Raw genomic sequence first — 21,857 nt, forward strand, 5'->3', positions numbered from 1 at the left:
GTTTACCAAGGAGTTTTCCGTTTCGACTGCGCCGGAAGTGGGGCGAATTATAGACTTCTGGAATCTGCCGTCAACCCTTAATTTGCTCTTTCTATCAATTACTTATATCTGGCTAAAAACTAACCAACACTAGCTAGCTATATAGAAGGAAAGATTCAGATAACACCTGCATCTTTCAAAGCCGCCACATTCTCCGCTCCAAGACCCAGCACGCCCTGCAGCACCTGGACTGTATGCTCACCTAACAAGGGGGGCGCACTACGATACTCCACGGGCGTCTTGGATAAACGTATTGGACTGGCAACCTGGGGCACTACCCCTGCCAGCGCATGAGGCAGTTGCATTGCCAATCCACGCGCCGTGACCTGCGGATCAGCAAATACCTGCGCCAAATCGTTGATCGGCCCACAGGGAACCCCAGCGCGCTCCAATTGCGCCACCCACTGCGCCGTCGTTTTGAAGACTGTTGCCTGACGAATCAATGGAATCAACTCGGCACGATTAGCCACCCGCATTCTATTAGTAGAGAAACGCGGGTCGTCCGCCCAGTGGGGCTGCCCAGCCACCTCGGCGAATTTGCGGAACTGCCCGTCATTACCCACCGTCAGGATGAAGTCGCCATCCGCCGTAGGAAAGTCCTGATAGGGCACGATATTGGGGTGAGCGTTACCCAGACGCTTTGGCGCGCTCCCAGTTGTCAGGTAATTCATCGCCTGGTTGGCCAAGCAAGCGACCTGCACGTCCAGCAGGGCCATATCAATGTGCTGACCACCACCGTCATGATCACGATGCGCCAGCGCAGCCAGAATCGCGACAGTTGAGTAAAGCCCCGTCAAGATATCGGTCAACGCCACTCCGACCTTTACAGGCCCGGCCCCTTCATCGCCCTCGGGCCGCCCCGTCAGACTCATGAGCCCGCCCAACCCTTGGATCATGAAGTCGTAACCCGCCCGCGCCGCATAAGGCCCTGTCTGGCCAAACCCAGTGATTGAGCAGTAGATCAATTCAGGATTGATCTCCTTGAGTGATTCATAATCCAGCCCATAAGCCGCGAGACCACCGACCTTGAAGTTCTCGATAAGGATGTCGGACTTCGCCGCCAGATCCCGTACGAGCTTTTGCCCCTCCGGCCGAGTGAAATCAATTGTCACCGACTCTTTATTGCGATTGGCCGCCAGGTAGTAAGCCGCCTCACTGGTGTTCTCACCATAAGCGTCCTTCAAAAAGGGCGGTCCCCAGGCGCGCGTATCGTCACCGCTACCTGGCCGCTCGACCTTGATCACCTCAGCCCCAAGATCTGCAAGGATCTGTCCCGACCAGGGGCCTGCCAATACCCGCGACAAATCCAGTACCCGCAAATGCGAAAGCGCGCCCATGCCAATGCTCCTATTAATAGAAGGCCTGAAGACCGGTTTGCGCGCGCCCCAGTATCAAGGCGTGCACGTCATGAGTGCCTTCATAAGTGTTGACCACTTCAAGGTTCACCAAATGACGCGCCACGCCGAACTCATCGGAAATACCGTTGCCGCCCAGCATGTCCCGTGCCATGCGGGCGATATCCAAGGACTTGCCACACGAATTGCGCTTCATGATCGAGGTGATCTCCACCGCAGCCGTGCCTTCGTCCTTCATACGCCCCAGCCGCAGGCAGCCCTGCAGGGCCAGCGTGATCTCAGTCTGCATATCAGCCAGTTTCTTCTGGATCAATTGAGTTGCCGCCAACGGCCGACCAAACTGATGACGGTCCAACGTGTACTGGCGAGCGGTGTGCCAACAGAATTCGGCAGCCCCCAAGGCCCCCCAGGAAATGCCATAGCGCGCAGAATTCAGGCAAGTGAAAGGCCCTTTCAAGCCGCGCACATCCGGAAAGATGTTCTCTTCAGGCACAAACACGTTATCCATTACGATCTCGCCGGTGATCGAGGCCCGCAGGCCGACCTTTCCGTGAATCGCCGGAGCGCTTAGGCCCTTCCATCCCTTTTCCAGCACGAAGCCTCGAATATCGCCGGCATCGTCCTTGCCCCAAACCACAAATACATCAGCGATCGGGCTGTTGGTGATCCACATCTTCGCGCCCGTCAGGCTGTAGCCGCCGTCCACCTTGCGTGCGCGAGTAATCATCGCGCCTGGGTCAGACCCGTGGTTAGGCTCTGTCAGACCAAAGCAACCGATCCATTCGCCAGAGGCCAGCTTTGGTAAGTACTTCTGCTTCTGCGCCTCGGTACCGAATTCATTGATCGGCACCATGACCAGAGAAGACTGCACGCTCATCATCGAGCGGTAGCCGGAGTCGACACGTTCCACTTCGCGCGCGATCAAGCCGTAGCTGACGTAATTCAAGCCACTGCCGCCGTACTGTTCGGGAATCATCGCCCCCAGCAAACCGGTCTCACCCATCTCGCGAAAAATTGCCGGGTCGGTCCGCTCATGACGGAAGGCCTCAAGTACACGCGGCGCCAGCTTGCCCTGAGCAAATTGCTCGGCACTGTCGCGCACCATGCGCTCTTCTTCGGTGAGCTGTTGATCCAGCAGCAGTGGATCGATCCAGTTGAAGCTTGCCTTGCCAGCCATGAGTCAAGTCCTCGCAAAGAACATAGGAAGTCGTGGACCAAGCCTAGGCCCGGTAACCATTCGGGGCAAACGAGGATTATGCATAGGGTTGTGCTAATTTCTCACTTCGTAATAGTTGTAATCCGCCCCCAGCGGCTTTATGAGTGAGGACAGAGTACATGCGCAGAAAAATACCCAGCACGACCGCGCTTGTCAGTTTTGAGGCGGCGGCTCGCCATGAGAGCTTCACCAAGGCAGCGCAGGAGTTATCCCTCACCCAAGGCGCCATTTGCCGACAGATCGCCAGCCTTGAAGAGTTTTTAGGTGTCGAACTGTTTCGACGCTCGCGACGCGGAGTGAAGCTAACCGAAGCGGGGCTGTCTTATAGTCGTCGCGTCGCGACGCAACTGGACGCGGTGGAACGCGACACGCTGTCCGTAATGGGTCAGCAGGGCGCCAACGTAATTGAACTGGCCGTGGTCCCCACGTTCGGCACGCAGTGGCTGATCCCCAGGCTCAAGGACTTCCAGCGCCAGCATCCGGAAGTGACAGTCAACCTCACCAACCGCACGCGGCCGTTCCTGTTTGCGGATACCGATTTCGACGCGGCCATTTACTTCGGGGACGCCGATTGGTCCGGCACTGAATCGCACCGATTGATGGGGGAGAACCCCGTGCCCGTCTGCAGTCCGCAGTTGCTGGGCGAGCGCACTCAGTTCAGCGCCGAAGAAATTGCAGAGCTACCGCTGCTGCAGCAAACCACACGCCCCTATGCCTGGCGGCAGTGGTTCAGTGCCAGGCAACTGAACGTTCCCCGTGACATGACAGGCCCTCGTTACGAGCTATTCTCGATGCTGTCTCAGGCCGCCACGCATGACATGGGCATCGCGCTGATCCCGCCGTTCCTGATTCAGCGCGAGCTGGACGAGCATCAACTGGTGATCGCAAGCCCTGAAGCACTGACCAGCTCCAAGGCTTATTACCTGATGATTCCTGACCGAAAGGTCGAGTCCGCCTCGTTGCACGCGTTCAGAGACTGGCTTATTGATCAGTCACAACGCTACAGCCCAGCAATCAAAGGACTTCAATAGCTTACTGACTTTGTAGTCAGATATTTTTTATCCCTACAGATGTACGTATATGTCGCATTTAAACAGACTGTATTCATCGGCCCGAAATACCCTCAAAGCCATGATTCCTATGGCTTACAACGACCATGACGAGTCAATACACGACTATTCACAGTAAATATAAAAATCCTCGCGAAAAACACCTAGAACGCCATAATCACTTGTATTTAAAGCGGTTATTCCAGTGCCTTGCGACAATCAGTCACAGGGTGACTTGTAGTTAATTTTTCGTCACCCGTCATAATCCCTTGAAGGCCGTAAAGTTCGCCTGCAAAATGCCGCGCCCCGCTGTCATTTCAGCGGGATCGTGCTGATCGGCCGCCCCAGTTGCGCCACTCGCGGTGCACTGGCCTTTTTACAAAAAGATCAAAAGCAAAAAGATCATGCAGGAGATTTGACGTGCACATTGGTGTTCCTCTCGAAACCCAGACCGGTGAAACGCGGGTGGCTGCCACCCCGGAAACCATCAAAAAGCTGATCGGCCAGGGCCATAAGGTCACTGTACAAAGCGGAGCGGGCCTCAAGGCCAGCGTCGTCGACAGTGCCTATGAAGCAGCAGGCGCCACCCTTGGCAGTGCCAACGACGCATTTGGCGCCGAGCTGATCCTCAAGGTCGTGGCTCCCAGCGACAGCGAGCTGCCGCTGATCAAAAGCGGCACCGTACTGGTGGGCATGCTCAATCCGTTCAGCAACGAAACCATTACCAAACTGGCCGAACAGGGTGTCACTGCCTTTGCGCTCGAAGCGGCACCACGCACCTCGCGTGCCCAGAGCCTCGACGTACTGTCCTCCCAAGCCAACATCGCCGGCTATAAAGCCGTGCTGCTCGCCGCGCATCACTATCCGCGCTTCATGCCGATGCTGATGACCGCCGCAGGCACCGTAAAAGCCGCACGCGTGCTGATCCTCGGCGCGGGGGTTGCCGGGCTGCAGGCAATTGCTACGGCGAAACGTCTGGGGGCCGTGATCGAAGCGTCTGACGTACGCCCGGCCGTCAAGGAGCAGATCGAGTCCCTCGGCGCCAAGTTTGTGGAGGTGCCTTACGAAACCGCTGAAGAACGCGAGTGCGCCGTCGGTGTCGGCGGTTACGCGCGCCCGATGCCCGCAAGCTGGATGCAGCGTCAGGCCCTTGCCGTGCACGAGCGCGCAAAACAAGCCGATATCGTGATTACCACGGCCCTGATCCCCGGCCGCAAGGCACCCACGCTGCTCAGCGCCGACACAGTCGCACAGATGAAGCCTGGCTCGGTGGTCATCGACCTTGCCGCCGCCCAGGGTGGGAACTGCCCGCTGACCGTCGCCGACCAGGTCGTGGTGGAAAACGGCGTGATCATTTGCGGCCCGACCAATCTGGCCGGGGCCGTCGCTGCCGATGCGTCTGCGTTGTACGCGCGCAACCTGCTGGACTTCCTGAAGCTGGTCTTCACCAAGGAAGGGCAGTTCGAAATCAACCTCGAAGACGACATCGTCGCCGCGTGCCTGATGTGCCGCGACGGCCAAGTCATCCGCAAAAACGCCTAAGCAGGGATTCAGACGATGGAAGAGCTTATCTCCCCCGGTATCTACAACCTGATCATCTTTGTGCTGGCGATCTATGTCGGCTATCACGTGGTCTGGAACGTCACGCCCGCGCTGCACACTCCATTGATGGCGGTGACCAACGCGATTTCCGCCATTGTGATCGTCGGCGCCATGCTGGCTGCCGCCCTCACCGTGACGCCGCTGGGCAAAACCATGGGCACCCTGGCGGTGGCCCTGGCCGCAGTCAACGTGTTCGGCGGTTTCCTGGTCACCCGCAGAATGCTGGAAATGTTCAAGAAGAAAGCCCCGAAAGTAAAAGAAGAGGCGCCGAAGTCATGAGCATGAATCTCGTCACGACGCTGTACCTGATCGCGTCGATCTGTTTCATCCAGGCCCTCAAGGGGCTGTCGCACCCCACCACGTCGCGTCGCGGCAACCTGTTCGGCATGCTCGGCATGGCGCTGGCCGTACTTACCACCGTGGGCCTCATCTATAAGCTCGGCGCCGAGCTGGCCACTGCCGGTATAGGCTATGTGATCGTCGGCCTTCTGATCGGTGGCACCGCCGGCTCGATCATGGCCAAGCGGGTAGAAATGACCAAGATGCCGGAGCTGGTGGCGTTCATGCACAGCATGATCGGCCTGGCCGCGGTGTTTATCGCCATCGCCGCCGTGGTCGAGCCGCAATCCCTGGGCATCGTCAAACACCTTGGCGATGCGATTCCTGCCGGCAACCGCCTGGAACTGTTCCTGGGCGCGGCCATCGGTGCGATTACGTTTTCCGGCTCGGTGATCGCTTTCGGCAAGCTGTCGGGCAAGTACAAGTTCCGCCTGTTTCAGGGGGCACCGGTACAGTTCGGCGGCCAGCACAAACTGAACCTGGTGCTTGGGCTGGCAACCCTGGGCCTGGGTCTGGCGTTCATGTTCACCGGCAACCTCACCGCCTTCGCACTGATGCTGGCGCTGGCGTTTGTATTGGGCGTGCTGATCATTATCCCGATCGGTGGCGCGGACATGCCGGTAGTCGTCTCAATGCTCAACAGCTATTCCGGCTGGGCGGCGGCCGGCATCGGTTTCTCGCTGAACAACTCGATGCTGATCATTGCCGGCTCACTGGTAGGCTCCAGCGGCGCGATCCTGTCGTACATCATGTGCAAGGCGATGAACCGCTCGTTCTTCAATGTGTTGCTCGGCGGCTTCGGTAATACGCCAGACGCCGGTGCGGCCGCTGGCTCCAAGGAAGCGCGTCCGGTGAAATCCGGTTCGGCAGACGACGCCACCTTCCTGCTCACCAACGCCGACACCGTAATCATCGTGCCAGGCTATGGCCTGGCGGTGGCGCGGGCGCAGCATGCGCTCAAGGAGTTGACCGAGAAACTCACTCACCACGGTGTTACGGTGAAATACGCGATCCACCCGGTGGCCGGTCGCATGCCCGGACACATGAACGTGTTGCTCGCCGAGGCGGAAGTGCCGTACGACCAGGTGTTTGAGATGGAAGACATCAACTCCGAGTTCGGCCAGGCCGACGTAGTGCTGGTGTTGGGTGCCAACGACGTGGTCAACCCGGCCGCGAAGAACGATCCGAAATCGCCGATTGCCGGGATGCCGATCCTCGAAGCCTTCAAGGCCAAGACCATCATCGTCAACAAGCGCTCCATGGCCAGCGGCTATGCGGGGCTGGACAACGAGCTGTTCTATCTCGACAAGACCATGATGGTGTTCGGTGACGCCAAAAAGGTCATCGAAGACATGGTCAAAGCCGTCGAGTAACACTGCTCCAGCGCAATACTCGAAACCCCGGCGCGACATAGGCTGGGGTTTTTTATTGCGGGATGAAACCCGACCAAAGGCTCTAAATCGCTAGCTTGCATTCGACCATGGTAGCGGGCCGAATTTTTTTGAAATCACTACACTGCCTACCTTGCTTCCGTAGCCCGAGATAACCATTCATGTACCGTGATCGTATCCGCTTGCCTTCGTTGTTGAACAAGGTCATGAGCGCGGCAGACGCCGCCGCACTGATCGAGGACGGCATGACCGTCGGCATGAGCGGCTTCACCCGCGCCGGTGAAGCCAAGGCCGTCCCCCACGCCCTGGCCGAACGGGCCAAGACCTCCCCGCTGAAAATCACCCTGATGACCGGCGCCAGCCTGGGCAATGACCTGGACAAGCAACTGACCGAAGCCGGTGTGTTGTCCCGGCGCATGCCATTCCAGGTCGACAGCACCTTGCGCAAGGCCATCAACGCAGGCCAGGTGATGTTTATCGATCAGCATTTGTCGGAAACCGTCGAGCAACTGCGCAACAATCAACTCAAGCTGCCGGACATTGCGGTGATCGAAGCCATCGCTATCACCGAGCAAGGCCACATCGTGCCCACCACGTCGGTGGGTAACTCAGCCAGTTTCGCAATTTTCGCCAAACAGGTGATCATCGAGATCAACCTCGCGCACAATCCGAATCTGGAAGGGCTGCACGACATCTATATTCCGACCTACCGTCCAACCCGCACGCCGATCCCATTGGTAAAGGTGGACGATCGTATCGGCAGCACCGCAATCCCGATTCCGCCAGAGAAGATCGTCGCGATCGTCATCACCAATCAGGCGGACTCAGCGTCGACCGTAACCCCGCCCGACAGCGACACCCAAGGCATCGCCAACCACCTCATCAACTTCCTCAGGCAGGAAGTGGACGCCGGGCGCATGACCAACAAACTCGGGCCGCTGCAAGCGGGCATCGGTAACATCGCCAACGCTGTGATGTGCGGCTTGATCGACTCGCCTTTCGAAGACCTGACCATGTATTCGGAAGTGTTGCAAGACTCGACATTCGACCTGCTCGACGCCGGCAAGCTGAGCTTCGCCTCGGGCAGCTCGATCACTCTGTCGCAACGGCGCAATGCCGACGTGTTCGGCAACCTGGAGCGCTATAAGGACAAACTGGTGCTGCGTCCCCAGGAAATTTCCAACCACCCTGAAGTGGTGCGACGCCTGGGCATTATCGGCATCAACACAGCCCTGGAGTTCGACATCTATGGCAACGTCAACTCCACCCACGTCTGCGGCACGCGGATGATGAACGGCATCGGCGGCTCAGGTGACTTCGCGCGCAATGCGCACCTGGCGATCTTCGTGACCAAATCCATCGCCAAGGGCGGCGCGATTTCCAGTGTGGTACCGATGGTCAGCCATGTGGATCACACCGAGCATGATGTGGACATCCTGGTCACCGAAGTCGGCCTGGCCGATCTGCGCGGCCTGGCGCCACGGGAACGGGCGCGGGTGATCATCGATAACTGTGTGCACCCAGCGTACCGTGACGCGCTGAACACTTACTTCGAGACCGCCTGCACACTCGGCGGACACACCCCGCATATCCTGCGCGAGGCACTGAGCTGGCACATCAATCTGGAAGAAACCGGGCATATGCTAAAGGCTTGATTCATACAGATCCGGGCTGGTGCAAATACAGTTTCATCAGCCCTGCAGTAATTCGCGCCATTCCTGAAAAAACTGTACTGCTGTACCGGTCTTTTCCTAGGGAAATAGCTGACACAGTCACTCGAAACCGACTATTTCGCACCACTTCAGTGCAGACAGGTACAGTTGCCCCGTTTCCGTACAGTACAGCCCCTATAAACAGTTAACTGGCCCCTCACAATACAAGTGAACTGTATCTAGAGAGTGTTGCGCCGCAGGAGGATCATTGGCATCAGTTAAACCACTACCTAATCCCGCCACAAGCGGAAGGATGCCATCATGGAACGTACACTCAGTTCCGAACTGTTCTCTGAAAAAGCCGTAAACAACCAAGCCGCTCTGCCTCTGCGCGTTCTGGCCAACCTGATGCTGTGGCAACGTCGCATCTCCAGCCGCCACCAACTGGCTCGTCTGGATTCGCGCCTGCTGGCTGATGCCGGTATCAGCGAAGCACAACGCTACGAAGAGCTGAGCAAGCCGTTCTGGCGCTGATGAGCGCTCGCTGGCCCTGACCTGAACGGTCCACTGCCAGCAACCAGATTGAACAAAACAAAGCCCGCCCCGGGAAACCGGAGGTGGGCTTTGTCGTTTCCGGGATTCGATTGCGACGAAAAACAGAACCCGCAGCGCAGGACCAGTACAGTTAAAATAATCCAACAGATGATAAGTACAATTCAGTGCCGTTGTATCTGTATTGGTTAAACCAGCTCAGCCATTCTGGTGTGCCAGACCAGAATCGAGGCCACACAGATGAACTTCCAACCCGCTTTATATAAACGGCTGGCACTGCGCTTCGTCGAGGCTCTAGGCCGTTGGGCCCTGCGTGCTCAAGGTCGACGTCAGTTAACTCAGCTTGATTTGCGGGACTTGGCCGATGCAGGCATTACGCCAGGAGATCGCATGGCCGAGCTGTCCAAGCCTTTTTGGCGTGACTAGGCAGTCAAGACGCTATCCGAACGCATAAACGGCAGCTTAATATCCCGCTACCAAGTGGCGAAGCACGGGGAGCAGGCGTCTGATCCCCAAGGCTGTTCTGCACCACTTTATCCGTTCACCCAAGGAGTCACCCCATGCCCCGTCTTCGCCTTCTTAGTGCCGCTGCGCTGTTGACCCTGGCTGCCACCGCCAACGCAAGCAGCTTCATCGTGACCACCGACTCCATTGTCGGCGCGCTGAAAGCCACCTCCGACGCCACCTCCGATGCCACGTCATCCCTGCGCGACAACAAGGTGGTACGCGCCGCCCGTGACGACGCCGCCAGCTTTGTCGCCAGCGAAGGCGCCATTCGTGGAGTGAAGCTGGAAAGCGCTCTGGCCCAGATCCGCCAACAAGCCCCGCAATTGAACACCGCAACTGACGCACAGCTGGCCCAGGCCATCCTGGCCATTTGAGGCAACGGGCAAGGGAGCGCGAGCCGCTCCCGGACGCCTCCGCGCTGGCTCTCGTCCGGGCATTGCGCTAGCCTTGGCGCTCGTTTCCAGTTGTCGAGTCCCATGGCTTTTTCATACCGACTGTTCCTTGTCCCTGTGTTGTTTTCAGCGAGCTGGTCGCCTCTGGCATCGGCCTTTGACGTGACCCTTCAAGGCACTGTCGCGAGCGCCTATGCCACCAGCAAGGTGACCTCCGCGCCCTTCGATAGAAAGTTGCTGATGGCAGCCCAGGATGATGCTGCCGTGTTTGTCGCCACTGACGGCCAATGGCGGGGAGCAAGGCTGGAATCAGCGCTGGATTACCTGCGCCGCACCCAGCCAAAACTTAACGCCAGCGACCGTGAACTGGCGCAAGCAATACTCGTCCAATAAACATCTTTGTATTTCGGAGTCATCCCATGCGTAGCCCGCTGATCGCCGCCACCCTTGGCCTGCTGTTATTGGCCGATGTTGCCCAGGCACACACGCTGGTGGCCACCAGTAACATCATTGTTCGCGCCTTTGGCCGCACCATTGATTTCACCTCGGACACCACCACCTCAATCCGCGACTCCAAAGTCGTGCGCGAAGCCCACGATGATGCCGCCAGTTTTGTTGCCACCAACGGTGAGATCCGCGGCGCGCAACTTGAAGCCGCCTTCGATACCCTGCGCACCCGCGTGCCGGAAGCTCGCGATGCCACTGACCAGACTCTCGCCGAAGCCATCCTCGCACTGTGAGGCACCTCGCCGCCTGGCTGCTGGCCGGGACTGTGCTGCTGTGTACCGGCGCAGCGCAGGCCAGCCTGCAGCTGCGGCTCAAGTCCGATGGCTTGAGCCCGGCTGAGCAACAAGCCAGCCAGGCTTTGCTCGATGAGGCGATGCGCGCGTTGCCGCCGCGCTTTATCGAGCAACTGGACCGGCGCATCGATGTCGGCTGGACCGACAAAATGCCCGGCAACGCCTACGGCCAGGCCTCTCTGGTGTCGGAGCTGGACCTCAACCGCAACCTGCTGACCAGCCTGACCGACGGCAGCGCCGCCGCCCGTCAAACCAATCGTCCCCACGGTACGGTGCGCCGGGAAATGCTCGCCACGGTTCTGCACGAACTGACCCACATCTATGACCGCGCGCGCCTGTGGTCCAAAGACGAACGCGCGCTGATCCAGCGCTGCAGCCGCCAGAACAGCATCACTGGCGTGATCGGCCTGCCGGATCAGTGCCGGGGCCAGAACGACCGGCGCTTTACCCTCAGCGATGATCCTCGATTGCTCGACCTCGCCGGTTGGCCGCAATACGTCGGCCGGCGCGGCGAGCGCGAGCAGCACAACCGCCAGGTCGTGCGCAGCCCGGACCTCTACGAAACCACCAGCCCACTGGAGTTCGTCGCGGTCAACATGGAGTACTTCCTCCTCGACCCGAGCTACGCCTGCCGCCGCCCGGCGTTGTTCCGCTATTACCGTGACCATTTCGGCTGGGCGCCGCCCGGGCAGGACGCGTGCGCCAAGACGTACGCGTTTCTCAATGCCGGCAATGATTTCGCCAAGACGCCGCTGGGCCATATCGATCCCGAGCGGGTGTACCAGATTGACTATCTGCTGGCCGAAGCCAACCAGAACCTGGTAAGCCGCTGGGGCCACAGCATGCTGCGGCTGGTGATCTGCGCCCCCGGCCGGCCGCGCGGGCCCGATTGTCGGCTGGACCTGGACCAGCACCTGGTGCTGTCCTACCGCGCCTTCGTCGGTGACGTGCAGCTGTCGAGCTGGGACGGCCTGGTGGGCAAATACCCGTCGCGCCTGTTCGTATTGCCGCTGGCCCAGGTCATCGACGAATACACCAAGACTGAGCTGCGCGGCCTGGCCTCCGTCCCGCTGAAATTGTCGCGCCAGGAGATCAACGAAACCGTCGAGCACGCCGCTGAAATGCATTGGAGCTACGACGGAAACTATTTCTTCCTGTCCAACAACTGCGCCGTCGAAAGCCTCAAGCTGTTGCGCAGCGGCAGCGCCAACCCGCAACTGACCGGCCTGGACAACATCACCCCCAATGGTCTGCTGGAAGTGCTGCAGGCTCGCGGCCTGGCCGATACCAGCGTACTGGACGACAAACGCGAAGCGCTGCGCCTGGGCTATCACTTCGACTCGTTCCGCGAACGCTATCAGGCGATGTTCGATGTATTGCGCAAGCATCTACCGATCAAACAGACCCAGGTTGAAGATTGGTTGGCGCTGGACGCGGCGCAACGTCGCCAATGGTTCGACCAGGCCGATCTGCGCACCAGCGCGGCGTTGCTGCTGCTGGAACAGGCCAGTTTTCGCAAACAGCTGATGCTGGCCCAGGATGAGGTCAAGCAACGCTACCTCGGTGCCCGCGAGTTGAAAAATGGCGGCATGGAGAAAGCCAATGCCACGCTGCAACAGATCCTCGCCAACAGCGGCTTTCTCAGTCGCCCGGCCGAACTGCTCGGCGCCGGAGGCTATGGCCTGCCGCAACCGTCGGAAGCCGAACGCCTGGAGTCAGAAAGCGCCGAACGCCAAAAGCAGCTCCAGTCACTGACCGGTGAGCTGGACAAAGAGGTGAGGGCGCTGCTTGAACCCTCCCGCGCCGCCGAGATTGCCGCGTGTGAAGCCAACCTCAAGCAGGTCGGTGAACATCTGCGCAAACTGCACAAAGCGGCGGGCGGGCTCGAACTGCCGTGAAGGTGGGAGGGGCTTGCCCCTTGATAGATTTTGACCTGCACAAGCTTGAAGACCGCGCGTCTTGCTCACACTGACTGTTTTGCCGGCGAAAGCTGGCTGAAAGCTTACGCGTCTAGGATCGCCCCCAACTGCCGGCAATAGATCGGCTGTACACAACAACAATGGTGATCCCCGATGTCCGTCCGTACCCGCCTGTTCGTTCCAACTCCTCCCGTACGTCTCGTGCCTTTCGTTCTGCGCTGACCCGTCCCGGTTCGCCATTCCCTAGCCGCGCTACGCCTGGAGTATTCCTATGCTGACTTTCCTTGGCTTTGCCATGGTCATCACGTTCATGTTCCTCATCATGACCAAGCGCCTGTCCGCGCTGATCGCCCTGATCATCGTGCCGATCCTGTTCGCGCTGTTCGGCGGTTTCGCACCGAAGATCGGCCCGATGATGCTTGAAGGCATCACCAAGCTCGCGCCGACCGGCGTGATGCTGATGTTCGCCATCCTCTACTTTGCCCTGATGATCGACTCCGGCCTGTTCGATCCGGCCGTGCGCAAGATCCTCAAGATGGTCAAGGGCGACCCGCTGAAAGTCTCGGTGGGTACTGCCGTGCTGGCCCTGGTGGTGTCCCTCGACGGTGACGGCGCCACCACTTACATGATCTGCGTGGCCGCCATGTTGCCGCTGTACCAGCGCATCGGCATGAGCCCGCGGATCATGGCCGGCCTGATCATTCTCGCCGGCGGCGTGATGAACATGACGCCCTGGGGCGGCCCGACCGCCCGCGCCGCCAGTGCGCTGCATGTGGACCCGTCGGATATTTTCGTACCGATGATTCCCGCCATGGCCGCCGGTGTGGTGGCGATCCTGGTGATTGCCTATATGTACGGCAAGCGCGAACGAGCGCGCCTGGGTGAACTGCACCTGCAAGGCGACGAAATCGACCACAGCGAGATCAGTGTGTCGCAGTACCCGGATGCTCGCCGTCCAAAGCTGATCTGGTTCAACGGCGCCCTGACCCTGGCCCTGATGTGCACGCTGATTGCAGGCCTGTTGCCACTACCGGTGCTGTTCATGGTGGCGTTCAGCATTGCAATGATCGTCAACTACCCGTGCCTGCAACAACAGAAAGACCGCGTCGCCGCCCACGCCGGCAGTGTATTGGCGGTGGTGGGGCTGATCTTCGCCGCAGGCATCTTCACCGGCATCCTGTCGGGCACCGGCATGGTCGATGCCATGTCCAAGAGCCTGCTGGCGGTCATCCCTGAAGCGTTGGGCCCATACCTGGCGGTCATCACCGCGCTGGTGAGCATGCCGTTTACCTTCTTCATGTCCAACGACGCGTTTTACTATGGCGTGCTACCGGTACTCGCCGAAGCCGCCAGCCACTACGGCATCACCGCCGTGGAAATGGCACGCGCCTCCATCGTCGGCCAACCGGTGCACTTGCTCAGCCCGCTGGTGCCATCGACCTACCTGTTGGTGGCCCTGGCCGGTATCGAATTTGGCGATCACCAGCGTTTCACCCTGAAGTGGGCAGTGCTGGTGTGCCTGTGCATAATGTTCGCCGCCTTGCTGATGGGGATTTTTCCGCTGTTCAGCACTCTATAACCGTACAACCCGCTGCGCCGGTCCTACCGGCGCGGCTTAACACTCGCGCAAAGGTATACACATGGAATGGCTGACCAATCCGGAAATCTGGATTGCCTTCTTCACCCTGACGGCCCTCGAGATCGTCCTGGGCATCGATAACATCATCATGATTTCGATCCTGGTCAGCCGCATGCCCAAGCACATGCAGGCACGTACCCGGATCTTCGGCCTGGCGCTGGCCATGGTCACGCGTATCCTGTTGCTGCTGTCGATCACCTGGGTCATGCAATTGACCGCCGACCTGTTCGTGGTCCTCGGCCAAGGCATTTCCGGTCGCGACCTGATCCTGTTCTTCGGTGGCCTGTTCCTGCTGTGGAAAAGCTCCCAGGAGATGTACCACGCGCTGGAAGGTGAAGACGAAACCCAGGACGAGCCCAAGGGCGCAGGTGGCAAGTTCATCTACACCATCATCCAGATCGCGATCATCGACATTGTGTTCTCCCTGGACTCGGTGATCACTGCGGTCGGCATGGTGTCCCATGTACCGGTCATGATCGCCGCGATCGTCGTCGCCGTACTGGTGATGATGCTGGCGGCCGGCACGATCAGCGAATTCATCGACAAGCACCCGTCGTTGAAAATGCTCGCGCTGTCGTTCCTGCTGGTGGTGGGTACCGTGCTGATCGCCGAATCTTTCGATGTGCACGTACCGAAGGGCTACGTCTACTTCGCCATGGCATTCTCGCTGGCGGTGGAAGCGGTGAACATCAAGATGCGCACCGCGATCGCAAAGAAGAAGAAGCAGAAGGATCCGGTGAAACTGCGCAAGGACATTCCGGGTCAGTAACCCCGAGCCTGAATAAAAACGGGGCCCTCGCGCCTAATGCCGGTCAGTTAAGAGACGGAACGGACAATCAGTCACCTGTGGCGAGCGGGCTTGCCCCGCGTTGGGCTGCGCAGCAGCCCCAAAACATAGTCCCGGAGCTGCCTGGCATACCGCGACGCTCCTATTGGGGCTGCTGCGCAGCCCAACGCGGGGCAAGCCCGCTCGCCACAGTTACAGTGTTCCTCCTTAACTGACTGGCATTAGGCCCTCGCGCCCCGTTTTTTTTGATCGCAAAAAGCTGATTTCATGACAGTTTTGTTTCAATCCCCACTTTAGCTATGCGATGCTGGCGCCGAGCCCATTCGCCAACTACAGCTTAAGTACAAGACGTAGAACGGCACGCGGCAATTTTTCATTGGCTCCTTCTGGAGCCCACCCACACGGGGGGCCGAGCATGCTGACCTTGCTCAATCTGCTTTCCGCCGTGACCCTGCTCATCTGGGGCACGCACATCGTCCGTACCGGCATCCTGCGGGTCTACGGTTCCAACTTGCGCCAAGTCATCGGTCAGAACATGGCCAAGCGCTGGCTGGCGTTTATCGCCGGCATTCTGGTGACGGCCATGGTGCAGAGCAGCAACGCCACGGCCATGCTGGTGACGTCGTTCGTCGGCCAGGGCCTGATGGGGCTGATGCCCGCCATGGCGACCATGCTCGGTGCCGATGTGGGCACCGCCTTGATGGCACGGGTGCTCACCTTTGACCTGTCCTGGCTGTCGCCGCTGTTGATCTTCCTGGGGGTGATCTTCTTCCTGTCGCGCAAACAGACGCGGGCAGGGCAGTTGGGTCGGGTGGGCATCGGCCTGGGGCTGATCATTCTGGCACTGCAGTTGATCGTCGAAGCGGCGGGGCCAATCACCCATGCCCAGGGCGTCAAAGTCATCTTTGCCTCGCTGACCGGCGACATCCTGCTCGATGCCTTGGTCGGCGCCCTGTTCGCGATGATCTCCTACTCCAGCCTGGCCGCCGTGCTGCTGACCGCCACCCTCGCCGGTGCCGGTGTGATCGGCCTGCATGTGGCAATCGGTCTGGTGATCGGCGCCAATATCGGCAGCGGCGTGCTGGCGTTTCTCAGTACCAGCATGCAAAACGCAGCCGGTCGCCAAGTGGCACTCGGCAGCCTGCTGTACAAACTGATCGGCCTGTTGCTGATCATCCCGGTGCTCGACCCGCTCGTACGCTGGATGGATAACCTGGACTACAGCGCCCAGGGCATGGTCATCACCTTTCATCTGCTCTACAACGTCAGCCGCTGCCTGATCCTGCTGCCGACCATCGGCCCCATGGCGCGCCTGTGTGCCTGGTTGCTGCCCGAGCGTGAAGAGGTCAACGGCAAAGCCAAACCACGGCATCTGGACCCTACCGCCCTCACCACCCCTAGCTTGGCGCTAGCCAACGCCGCGCGAGAAACCCTGCGCCTGGGCGACCTGATCGACAATATGCTCACCGCCATGCAGGAAGTGCTGCGCGGCAAACAGACAGCGATCACCCAGGAAATGCGCAGCCTCAGCGACGATGTCGAAGCACTCTACAGCGCCATCAAACTTTATCTGGCGCAAATGCCGCGTGAAGACCTCAGCGAACAAGACAGCCGTCGCTGGGCCGAAATCATTGAACTGTCGATCAACCTGAAGCTGGCCGGCGACTTGATCGAACGCATGCTGCGCAAGGTCCAGCAGCAGAAAACGTCCCAGCGCCGACAATTCTCGGAGGTGGGCCTGGAAGAACTCACCGACCTGCACAGCCAGTTGATCGCCAACCTGCGCCTGGGCCTGTCGGTGTTTCTGAGCGCCGACCCGGAAAGTGCCCGCCAGTTGCTGCGCGAGAAACGCCGCTTCCGCGCGCAGGAGCGGCGCCTGGCCCACGCCCATGTAAGCCGTCTGCAGCGCAAGATCGTACAAAGCCTGGAAACCAGTTCCCTGCACCTTGAGCTGATTGCCGACATGAAGCGTCTGAACTCGTTGTTTTGCAGCAGTGCCTATGTCGTATTGGAAACGTCCGACACCGGCGCACTCTCGGCCGAAGATATTGCCGACATCACGCATTCCCCCTGAACGTAAGATGGCCCGTGAAGTCAGTTACAACTGACCTCACTCGCCAGGAAGCCAGTTATGCGTCGCCTGTTATTCGTCTGCCTGCTGTTGGGCGCCGCTCATGCCTTTGCCTTTGACCGCTTGCAAGTCGAGGGCTACACCTTGCCCAACGGCCTGCAATTGCTGCTCAAACCCGGCACCGAGCGCGGGCATGTGGCTATTCGCCTGGTGGTCGGCGTGGGCTTGGATGACTCCCCGTGCGAAGACAAAGAGCTGCCCCATCTGTTCGAGCACTTGCTGTTCAGCGGCATCGATGGCGGCGGCGAGGGCGACCTGGAAGAGCGCATGCAGGCCCTGGGCGGCGAATGGAACGCCTACACCAGTAATGCGGACACCACCTTCGTGATCGAGGCCCCCGCGTACAACCAGCGCAAAGTGCTGGACCTGCTGCTGGCGATCCTCACCCGCACCGAGCTGACCGACGCCCACATCAATGCAGCCAAACAGGTGGTGGAGCGTGAGGACGGCGGCCATTACTCACGGCTGCAACGCCTGCTTGATCGCCAGGATCTGGGCCACACCGCCAGCAACCAGCTGGCCGTCGAACTGGGGCTCAAATGCGCCGAACGTGCCGAGGTCAATCACCTGACCCGCGATCAATTGCAAACGCTACGCAAGGACTGGTACGCGCCCAATAACATGACGCTGATCATCGTCGGCGACCTCGATAAACTGCTGCCGGCCTATCTCGAGCGCACCTACGGGCAACTGACGCCGGTCGAGCCCAGCGAACATTTGCCGCTGCCGCAGATCCAGCAAACGGCCGCCAGTCATCGCGAACTGATCCACGGTTGGGTGGGCAACAGCGCCAAATTGCACTGGCTGCTGCCGGAACCGGTACTGGACGACCAACATGATGAAACCTATGACCTGCTCAAGGACTACCTGGACTGGGCGCTGTACCGCCAGTTGCGCCTCAGGCATGGGTTGTCCTACGGCCCCTGGGCCGAGCGCGAAGTGCTCGGAGGCGTCGGCTTTCTGAGCCTGAATGCCGATCTTGAGCGCGAAAACCTCGACGAAGCCGAACAGGTGCTGCACGACCTCAAGGCGCAACTGCTCAAGGACGGCCTGGACCCGGCCACCTTTACACGCCTGCAACAAGCGGCCATCGCCCGACAAGCCTGGGCCGTGCAGGGCAACAGCGCACTGGCCGACTACTACTGGAGTGCCGCAGGCGACTACGACAACGGCCATTTCAGCGACCCCGCCAAGCGCATCAAGGCCATCAAGCTGGACCAGGCAAACCAGGCCTTACGCGAGCTTCTCAAGCAACCGGGCTACTGGCGCATCGAAAAGCCGCTGTTCAGTTACGACACCCTCAGTTGGAGCGGCGCAGGCCTGCTGGCACTGATGGTGATCGGCTGGGTGGGCGTGCGCCGTTATCGCAAACGGGTTGAGTAATGAGGCACCGAACAGCAGCCTAAGACGCTATTCTGTCTAAGATTTCTCCTACACAGTGCGAACCGCCGAATGCCCAACCTGACCCACTATATCCAGCGCATCCTCGAACTGATGAAGCGCTACCCAGGGGTGATTGCACTCGGCGGCTTCATCTCGGGGGTGGGCAGCTTCATTCTGGTGGACCGTCAGCAGGGGATGGCCAGCTGGATTGCCGTGATCATGCTGGTGAGCTGGCTCTGGCTGATGCTCGAGAACAGTTTTACCCAATTGTTCACCAAACTCTTCAAGCGCGAGATCCCCGAGCCCCTGCTGCGCTACGCGACCCAGATGATCCACCAGGAAAGCCTGTTTTTCGTACTGCCGTTCTTCTTCGTCACCACCGCGTGGAACAGCGGCCAATCGGTGTTCACAGGGCTGCTCGGCGCGGCAGCGCTGGTGTCGATCATCGACCCGTTGTACTACAAATGGCTGGCGCCCAAGCGTTCACTGTTCCTGGCCCTGCACACCCTGACCCTGTTCGCCGCGCTGCTCACTGCGCTGCCGATCATCCTGCACCTGACCACCGCCGAGAGCTACAAACTCGCCCTTGGCGTGGCCATGGCGCTATCAATTCCAAGCCTGGCGGTGAGCATGCCGCTGCGCAGTCTTAAAGGTTGGGCCATGTTGCTGGGTGTTACTGCGGCCATTGGTTGTGCCGGCTGGTTACTGCGCAGCTGGGTGCCGCCGGCCACCCTGTGGATGACAGAGGTGGCCATCAGTACCCAGCTGCAGGACCGTACGCCAGGGCATGACCTCAAGGAAGTCTCCGCCGCACAACTGCGCAGCGGCGGGTTGTACGCTTATACCGCGATTAACGCGCCGCGCGGGTTGGATGAGCGCATCTACCACGTGTGGAAATTCAACGGTAAGGAAGTAGACCGCATTGCCCTGGACATTCATGGCGGGCGCAAGGAAGGCTACCGTGCCTGGACCCACAAGCAGAACTTCCCGGGGGACTCGGCAGGGCGCTGGCAGGTCCAGGTATTGACCGAGGATGGACAGGTTATCGGCGTGCTGCGCTTTAAAGTCACCGACACAGCACAAACGGACAACCCACAGTAGGCAGCTTCGTGCTATTACGTAGGGCTTTGTGAAAACAGACACGCTCGCAGCTTATGACCACCCGCATCACGGCCGGCGCCGCCCATCTCGATACGTCCACCACCCCTCCGTTGCTCAGGATTACGGGGGACTGGACGCTTGCCCACTATGCGAGCCTGAAGAAGCTGTCGGACAAACTCGACGGCCAATACGATGCCGGCGCGCGTATCGACCTCAACGGGCTCGGTGCCCTGGACACCGCCGGCGCGTCGCTGCTGGTGGAACTGCTGGGGCCGACTCGCATCGAGCAATCCGCCGAGCAGACCGATTGCAGCCTGTCCGCCGCCGACCGCGCACTGCTTAAAACGGTGTATCGCTCCCTCAACGACTTCTGCGTGCCGGACAAAGCGCCCGAAGAAGCCACCGGTATTCAGGTGCTGGCGCGTATCGGCGCGGCCGTGGACAAGGTGTGGCAGGACAGCAAGCAACTGCTCGGCTTTATCGGCCTGATCCTCGAAACCCTGGCCCGCGGCCTGTTGCGCCCCAAACGCTGGCGCCTGACTCCGATGGTCGCTCACCTTGAACAGGTTGGCCTGGACGCCGCGCCCATCGTGGCCTTGCTCACGTTCCTGGTAGGCGCCGTGGTGGCCTTTCTCGGCGCCACCGTGCTTAAAAGCTTCGGCGCGACAATTTTTACCGTGGACCTGGTGGCGTTCTCTTTCCTACGGGAATTCGGCGTGTTGCTGACCGCGATCCTGATCGCCGGCCGCACCGCCAGTGCGTTTACCGCGCAAATCGGTTCGATGAAAGCCAATGAAGAAATCGACGCCATCCGCACCCTGGGCCTGGACCCGATGGAGCTGCTGGTACTGCCCCGCGTGCTGGCGCTGCTGGTGGCGCTGCCGATGCTGACGTTCCTGGCGATGCTCTCGGGGATTATCGGCGGCGGCGTGGTGTGCGCCGTGGCACTGGATATTTCGCCGGCGATGTTTCTCTCGCTGCTGCAATCGGACATTGGCGTCCAACACTTTCTGGTGGGCATGGTGAAAGCGCCGGTGTTCGCCTTCCTGATCGCCGCCATTGGCTGCCTGGAAGGGTTCAAGGTCAGCGGCAGCGCCGAGTCGGTCGGTGCGCACACCACTTCCAGCGTGGTGCAATCGATCTTTGTAGTGATCGTGCTGGATGCGGTCGCGGCGCTGTTCTTCATGGAGATGAGCTGGTGAGCCGTCTACACCGAACACCCGCCGAGGCGGTGATTGAAGTGCGCGGCCTGTGCAATCGCTTTGGCAGCCAAAGCGTGCATGAAAACCTCGACCTGGACTTGTACAAGGGCGAAATACTCGCCGTGGTCGGCGGTTCCGGCAGCGGTAAGTCAGTGCTGCTGCGCAGCATCGTCGGCCTGCGCCGGCCAAGCGAGGGTGAAGTGCGGGTGTTCGGCAAAAACCTGCCAAACCTGCCGGAACAGGAGCGTTCCCTGGTGGAACGGCGCTTTGGTGTGTTGTTCCAGAAGGGCGCGCTGTTTTCCTCGCTGACGGTGACCGAAAACGTCGCGCTGCCGTTGATCGAGCATGCGGGCCTCAGCCGTGCCGATGCCGAGCATTTGGCCGCGGTGAAGCTGGCGCTGGCCGGGCTTCCGCTGTCGGCGGCCGACAAGTACCCGGCGTCGCTGTCCGGCGGCATGATCAAGCGCGCCGCCCTGGCCCGCGCCTTGGCGCTGGATCCGGACATCCTGTTTCTGGATGAGCCCACCGCCGGCCTCGACCCGATCGGCGCGGCGCAATTTGACCAACTGATCCTGACCCTGCGCGACGCGTTGGGCTTGAGTGTGTTCCTGGTGACTCACGACCTGGACACGCTGTACACCATCACCGACCGCGTGGCGGTGCTGGCCCGGAAAAAAGTGCTGGTGGCCGATGCCATCGATGTCGTCTCGGAAACGGACGACGCGTGGATCCACGAATATTTCCACGGCCCCCGTGGCCGCGCGGCATTGGATGCCGCTCAATCGCTCAACGAGGTATGAC

The 21,857-nt window shown here is 60.0% G+C and carries 20 protein-coding genes; 18 read left to right on the plus strand and 2 right to left on the minus strand.

The window, feature by feature from the left end; genetic code table 11:
• Nucleotides 1-155: 155 nt before the first annotated feature.
• Nucleotides 156-1,376 carry a CaiB/BaiF CoA transferase family protein gene (locus QRN10_RS10960; RefSeq protein WP_285428402.1) on the minus strand — a complete coding sequence of 407 codons (1,221 nt, stop codon included), beginning with the start codon at nucleotides 1,374-1,376 and terminating at the stop codon, nucleotides 156-158.
• A 13-nt stretch (nucleotides 1,377-1,389) separates the two neighbouring features.
• The gene (locus tag QRN10_RS10965) at nucleotides 1,390-2,571 is read right to left on the minus strand and encodes an acyl-CoA dehydrogenase (protein WP_266245318.1); all 1,182 of its coding nucleotides are present in this window, start codon (nucleotides 2,569-2,571) and stop codon (nucleotides 1,390-1,392) included.
• Nucleotides 2,572-2,729: 158 nt separating this feature from the next.
• Here QRN10_RS10965 and QRN10_RS10970 point away from each other — a divergent pair, with 158 nt between their 5' ends.
• The 18 genes from QRN10_RS10970 to QRN10_RS11055 all read left to right on the plus strand — a co-directional run bounded on the left by QRN10_RS10970 (nucleotide 2,730) and on the right by QRN10_RS11055 (nucleotide 21,856).
• Nucleotides 2,730-3,641, plus strand: coding sequence for a LysR family transcriptional regulator (locus tag QRN10_RS10970; protein ID WP_181081878.1), 912 nt, complete (start codon nucleotides 2,730-2,732; stop codon nucleotides 3,639-3,641).
• Nucleotides 3,642-4,079: 438 nt separating this feature from the next.
• Complete coding sequence (locus QRN10_RS10975; protein WP_285428404.1) at nucleotides 4,080-5,201, plus strand: Re/Si-specific NAD(P)(+) transhydrogenase subunit alpha; 1,122 nt, start codon at nucleotides 4,080-4,082, stop codon at nucleotides 5,199-5,201.
• A gap of 15 nt (nucleotides 5,202-5,216) precedes the next feature.
• Entirely contained in the window at nucleotides 5,217-5,540 is a 324-nt protein-coding gene (locus QRN10_RS10980) for an NAD(P) transhydrogenase subunit alpha part 2 (protein WP_124413458.1), read from the plus strand.
• A complete protein-coding gene (locus QRN10_RS10985; protein WP_181081880.1) occupies nucleotides 5,537-6,973 on the plus strand; it encodes an NAD(P)(+) transhydrogenase (Re/Si-specific) subunit beta in 1,437 nt (478 codons plus the stop codon). The genes QRN10_RS10980 and QRN10_RS10985 overlap by 4 nt, the downstream gene beginning before the upstream one ends.
• A 179-nt stretch (nucleotides 6,974-7,152) precedes the next feature.
• Nucleotides 7,153-8,646: a succinyl-CoA:acetate CoA-transferase ScpC gene (gene scpC / locus QRN10_RS10990; protein ID WP_285428405.1), complete on the plus strand. Its 1,494-nt coding sequence runs from the start codon at nucleotides 7,153-7,155 to the stop codon at nucleotides 8,644-8,646.
• 318 nt (nucleotides 8,647-8,964) lie between these two features.
• Entirely contained in the window at nucleotides 8,965-9,177 is a 213-nt protein-coding gene (locus QRN10_RS10995) for a DUF1127 domain-containing protein (protein WP_181081882.1), read from the plus strand.
• A 258-nt stretch (nucleotides 9,178-9,435) separates the two neighbouring features.
• Entirely contained in the window at nucleotides 9,436-9,621 is a 186-nt protein-coding gene (locus QRN10_RS11000) for a DUF1127 domain-containing protein (protein WP_181081883.1), read from the plus strand.
• A gap of 134 nt (nucleotides 9,622-9,755) precedes the next feature.
• Nucleotides 9,756-10,076 (plus strand): DUF2388 domain-containing protein, encoded by a 321-nt coding sequence (locus tag QRN10_RS11005; protein ID WP_181081884.1) that lies wholly within the window; start codon nucleotides 9,756-9,758, stop codon nucleotides 10,074-10,076.
• Between the two features lie 102 nt (nucleotides 10,077-10,178).
• Nucleotides 10,179-10,487: a DUF2388 domain-containing protein gene (locus QRN10_RS11010; protein WP_285428406.1), complete on the plus strand. Its 309-nt coding sequence runs from the start codon at nucleotides 10,179-10,181 to the stop codon at nucleotides 10,485-10,487.
• 26 nt (nucleotides 10,488-10,513) lie between these two features.
• Nucleotides 10,514-10,834: a DUF2388 domain-containing protein gene (locus QRN10_RS11015; protein WP_181081886.1), complete on the plus strand. Its 321-nt coding sequence runs from the start codon at nucleotides 10,514-10,516 to the stop codon at nucleotides 10,832-10,834.
• A complete protein-coding gene (locus tag QRN10_RS11020) occupies nucleotides 10,831-12,792 on the plus strand; it encodes a DUF7844 domain-containing protein (protein WP_285428407.1) in 1,962 nt (653 codons plus the stop codon). The genes QRN10_RS11015 and QRN10_RS11020 overlap by 4 nt, the downstream gene beginning before the upstream one ends.
• Before the next feature lie 292 nt (nucleotides 12,793-13,084).
• Nucleotides 13,085-14,392, plus strand: a complete 1,308-nt coding sequence (locus QRN10_RS11025) for a CitMHS family transporter (protein WP_034101743.1) — start codon at nucleotides 13,085-13,087, stop codon at nucleotides 14,390-14,392.
• A 61-nt stretch (nucleotides 14,393-14,453) separates the two neighbouring features.
• The gene (locus QRN10_RS11030; RefSeq protein WP_181081888.1) at nucleotides 14,454-15,221 is read left to right on the plus strand and encodes a TerC family protein; all 768 of its coding nucleotides are present in this window, start codon (nucleotides 14,454-14,456) and stop codon (nucleotides 15,219-15,221) included.
• Between the two features lie 433 nt (nucleotides 15,222-15,654).
• A complete protein-coding gene (locus QRN10_RS11035) occupies nucleotides 15,655-17,313 on the plus strand; it encodes a Na/Pi cotransporter family protein (protein WP_181077372.1) in 1,659 nt (552 codons plus the stop codon).
• 57 nt (nucleotides 17,314-17,370) lie between these two features.
• Entirely contained in the window at nucleotides 17,371-18,753 is a 1,383-nt protein-coding gene (locus QRN10_RS11040; RefSeq protein WP_285428408.1) for a M16 family metallopeptidase, read from the plus strand.
• 69 nt (nucleotides 18,754-18,822) lie between these two features.
• Nucleotides 18,823-19,854: a DUF5924 family protein gene (locus QRN10_RS11045; protein WP_266245292.1), complete on the plus strand. Its 1,032-nt coding sequence runs from the start codon at nucleotides 18,823-18,825 to the stop codon at nucleotides 19,852-19,854.
• Between the two features lie 53 nt (nucleotides 19,855-19,907).
• Nucleotides 19,908-21,056 (plus strand): ABC transporter permease, encoded by a 1,149-nt coding sequence (locus QRN10_RS11050; RefSeq protein ID WP_181077377.1) that lies wholly within the window; start codon nucleotides 19,908-19,910, stop codon nucleotides 21,054-21,056.
• On the plus strand, nucleotides 21,053-21,856 hold the full coding sequence (locus QRN10_RS11055) for an ABC transporter ATP-binding protein (protein WP_181077379.1): 804 nt from the start codon (nucleotides 21,053-21,055) through the stop codon (nucleotides 21,854-21,856). The genes QRN10_RS11050 and QRN10_RS11055 overlap by 4 nt, the downstream gene beginning before the upstream one ends.
• Nucleotide 21,857 lies beyond the last annotated feature (1 nt).

This window comes from Pseudomonas sp. lyk4-R2A-8, assembly GCF_030209095.1.
Taxonomy (GTDB): Bacteria; Pseudomonadota; Gammaproteobacteria; order Pseudomonadales; family Pseudomonadaceae; genus Aquipseudomonas; species Aquipseudomonas quebecensis.

Excerpts from the sequence above, each read along its gene's own strand:
- QRN10_RS10960 (WP_285428402.1), bottom strand. The coding sequence starts at position 1,376 with ATGGGCGCGCTTTCGCATTTGCGGGTACTGGATTTGTCGCGGGTATTG.
- QRN10_RS10965 (WP_266245318.1), bottom strand. The coding sequence starts at position 2,571 with ATGGCTGGCAAGGCAAGCTTCAACTGGATCGATCCACTGCTGCTGGAT.
- QRN10_RS10970 (WP_181081878.1), top strand. The coding sequence starts at position 2,730 with ATGCGCAGAAAAATACCCAGCACGACCGCGCTTGTCAGTTTTGAGGCG.
- QRN10_RS10980 (WP_124413458.1), top strand. The coding sequence starts at position 5,217 with ATGGAAGAGCTTATCTCCCCCGGTATCTACAACCTGATCATCTTTGTG.
- QRN10_RS10985 (WP_181081880.1), top strand. The coding sequence starts at position 5,537 with ATGAGCATGAATCTCGTCACGACGCTGTACCTGATCGCGTCGATCTGT.
- scpC (WP_285428405.1), top strand. The coding sequence starts at position 7,153 with ATGTACCGTGATCGTATCCGCTTGCCTTCGTTGTTGAACAAGGTCATG.
- QRN10_RS10995 (WP_181081882.1), top strand. The coding sequence starts at position 8,965 with ATGGAACGTACACTCAGTTCCGAACTGTTCTCTGAAAAAGCCGTAAAC.
- QRN10_RS11000 (WP_181081883.1), top strand. The coding sequence starts at position 9,436 with ATGAACTTCCAACCCGCTTTATATAAACGGCTGGCACTGCGCTTCGTC.
- QRN10_RS11005 (WP_181081884.1), top strand. The coding sequence starts at position 9,756 with ATGCCCCGTCTTCGCCTTCTTAGTGCCGCTGCGCTGTTGACCCTGGCT.
- QRN10_RS11010 (WP_285428406.1), top strand. The coding sequence starts at position 10,179 with ATGGCTTTTTCATACCGACTGTTCCTTGTCCCTGTGTTGTTTTCAGCG.
- QRN10_RS11015 (WP_181081886.1), top strand. The coding sequence starts at position 10,514 with ATGCGTAGCCCGCTGATCGCCGCCACCCTTGGCCTGCTGTTATTGGCC.
- QRN10_RS11025 (WP_034101743.1), top strand. The coding sequence starts at position 13,085 with ATGCTGACTTTCCTTGGCTTTGCCATGGTCATCACGTTCATGTTCCTC.
- QRN10_RS11030 (WP_181081888.1), top strand. The coding sequence starts at position 14,454 with ATGGAATGGCTGACCAATCCGGAAATCTGGATTGCCTTCTTCACCCTG.
- QRN10_RS11035 (WP_181077372.1), top strand. The coding sequence starts at position 15,655 with ATGCTGACCTTGCTCAATCTGCTTTCCGCCGTGACCCTGCTCATCTGG.
- QRN10_RS11040 (WP_285428408.1), top strand. The coding sequence starts at position 17,371 with ATGCGTCGCCTGTTATTCGTCTGCCTGCTGTTGGGCGCCGCTCATGCC.
- QRN10_RS11045 (WP_266245292.1), top strand. The coding sequence starts at position 18,823 with ATGCCCAACCTGACCCACTATATCCAGCGCATCCTCGAACTGATGAAG.
- QRN10_RS11050 (WP_181077377.1), top strand. The coding sequence starts at position 19,908 with ATGACCACCCGCATCACGGCCGGCGCCGCCCATCTCGATACGTCCACC.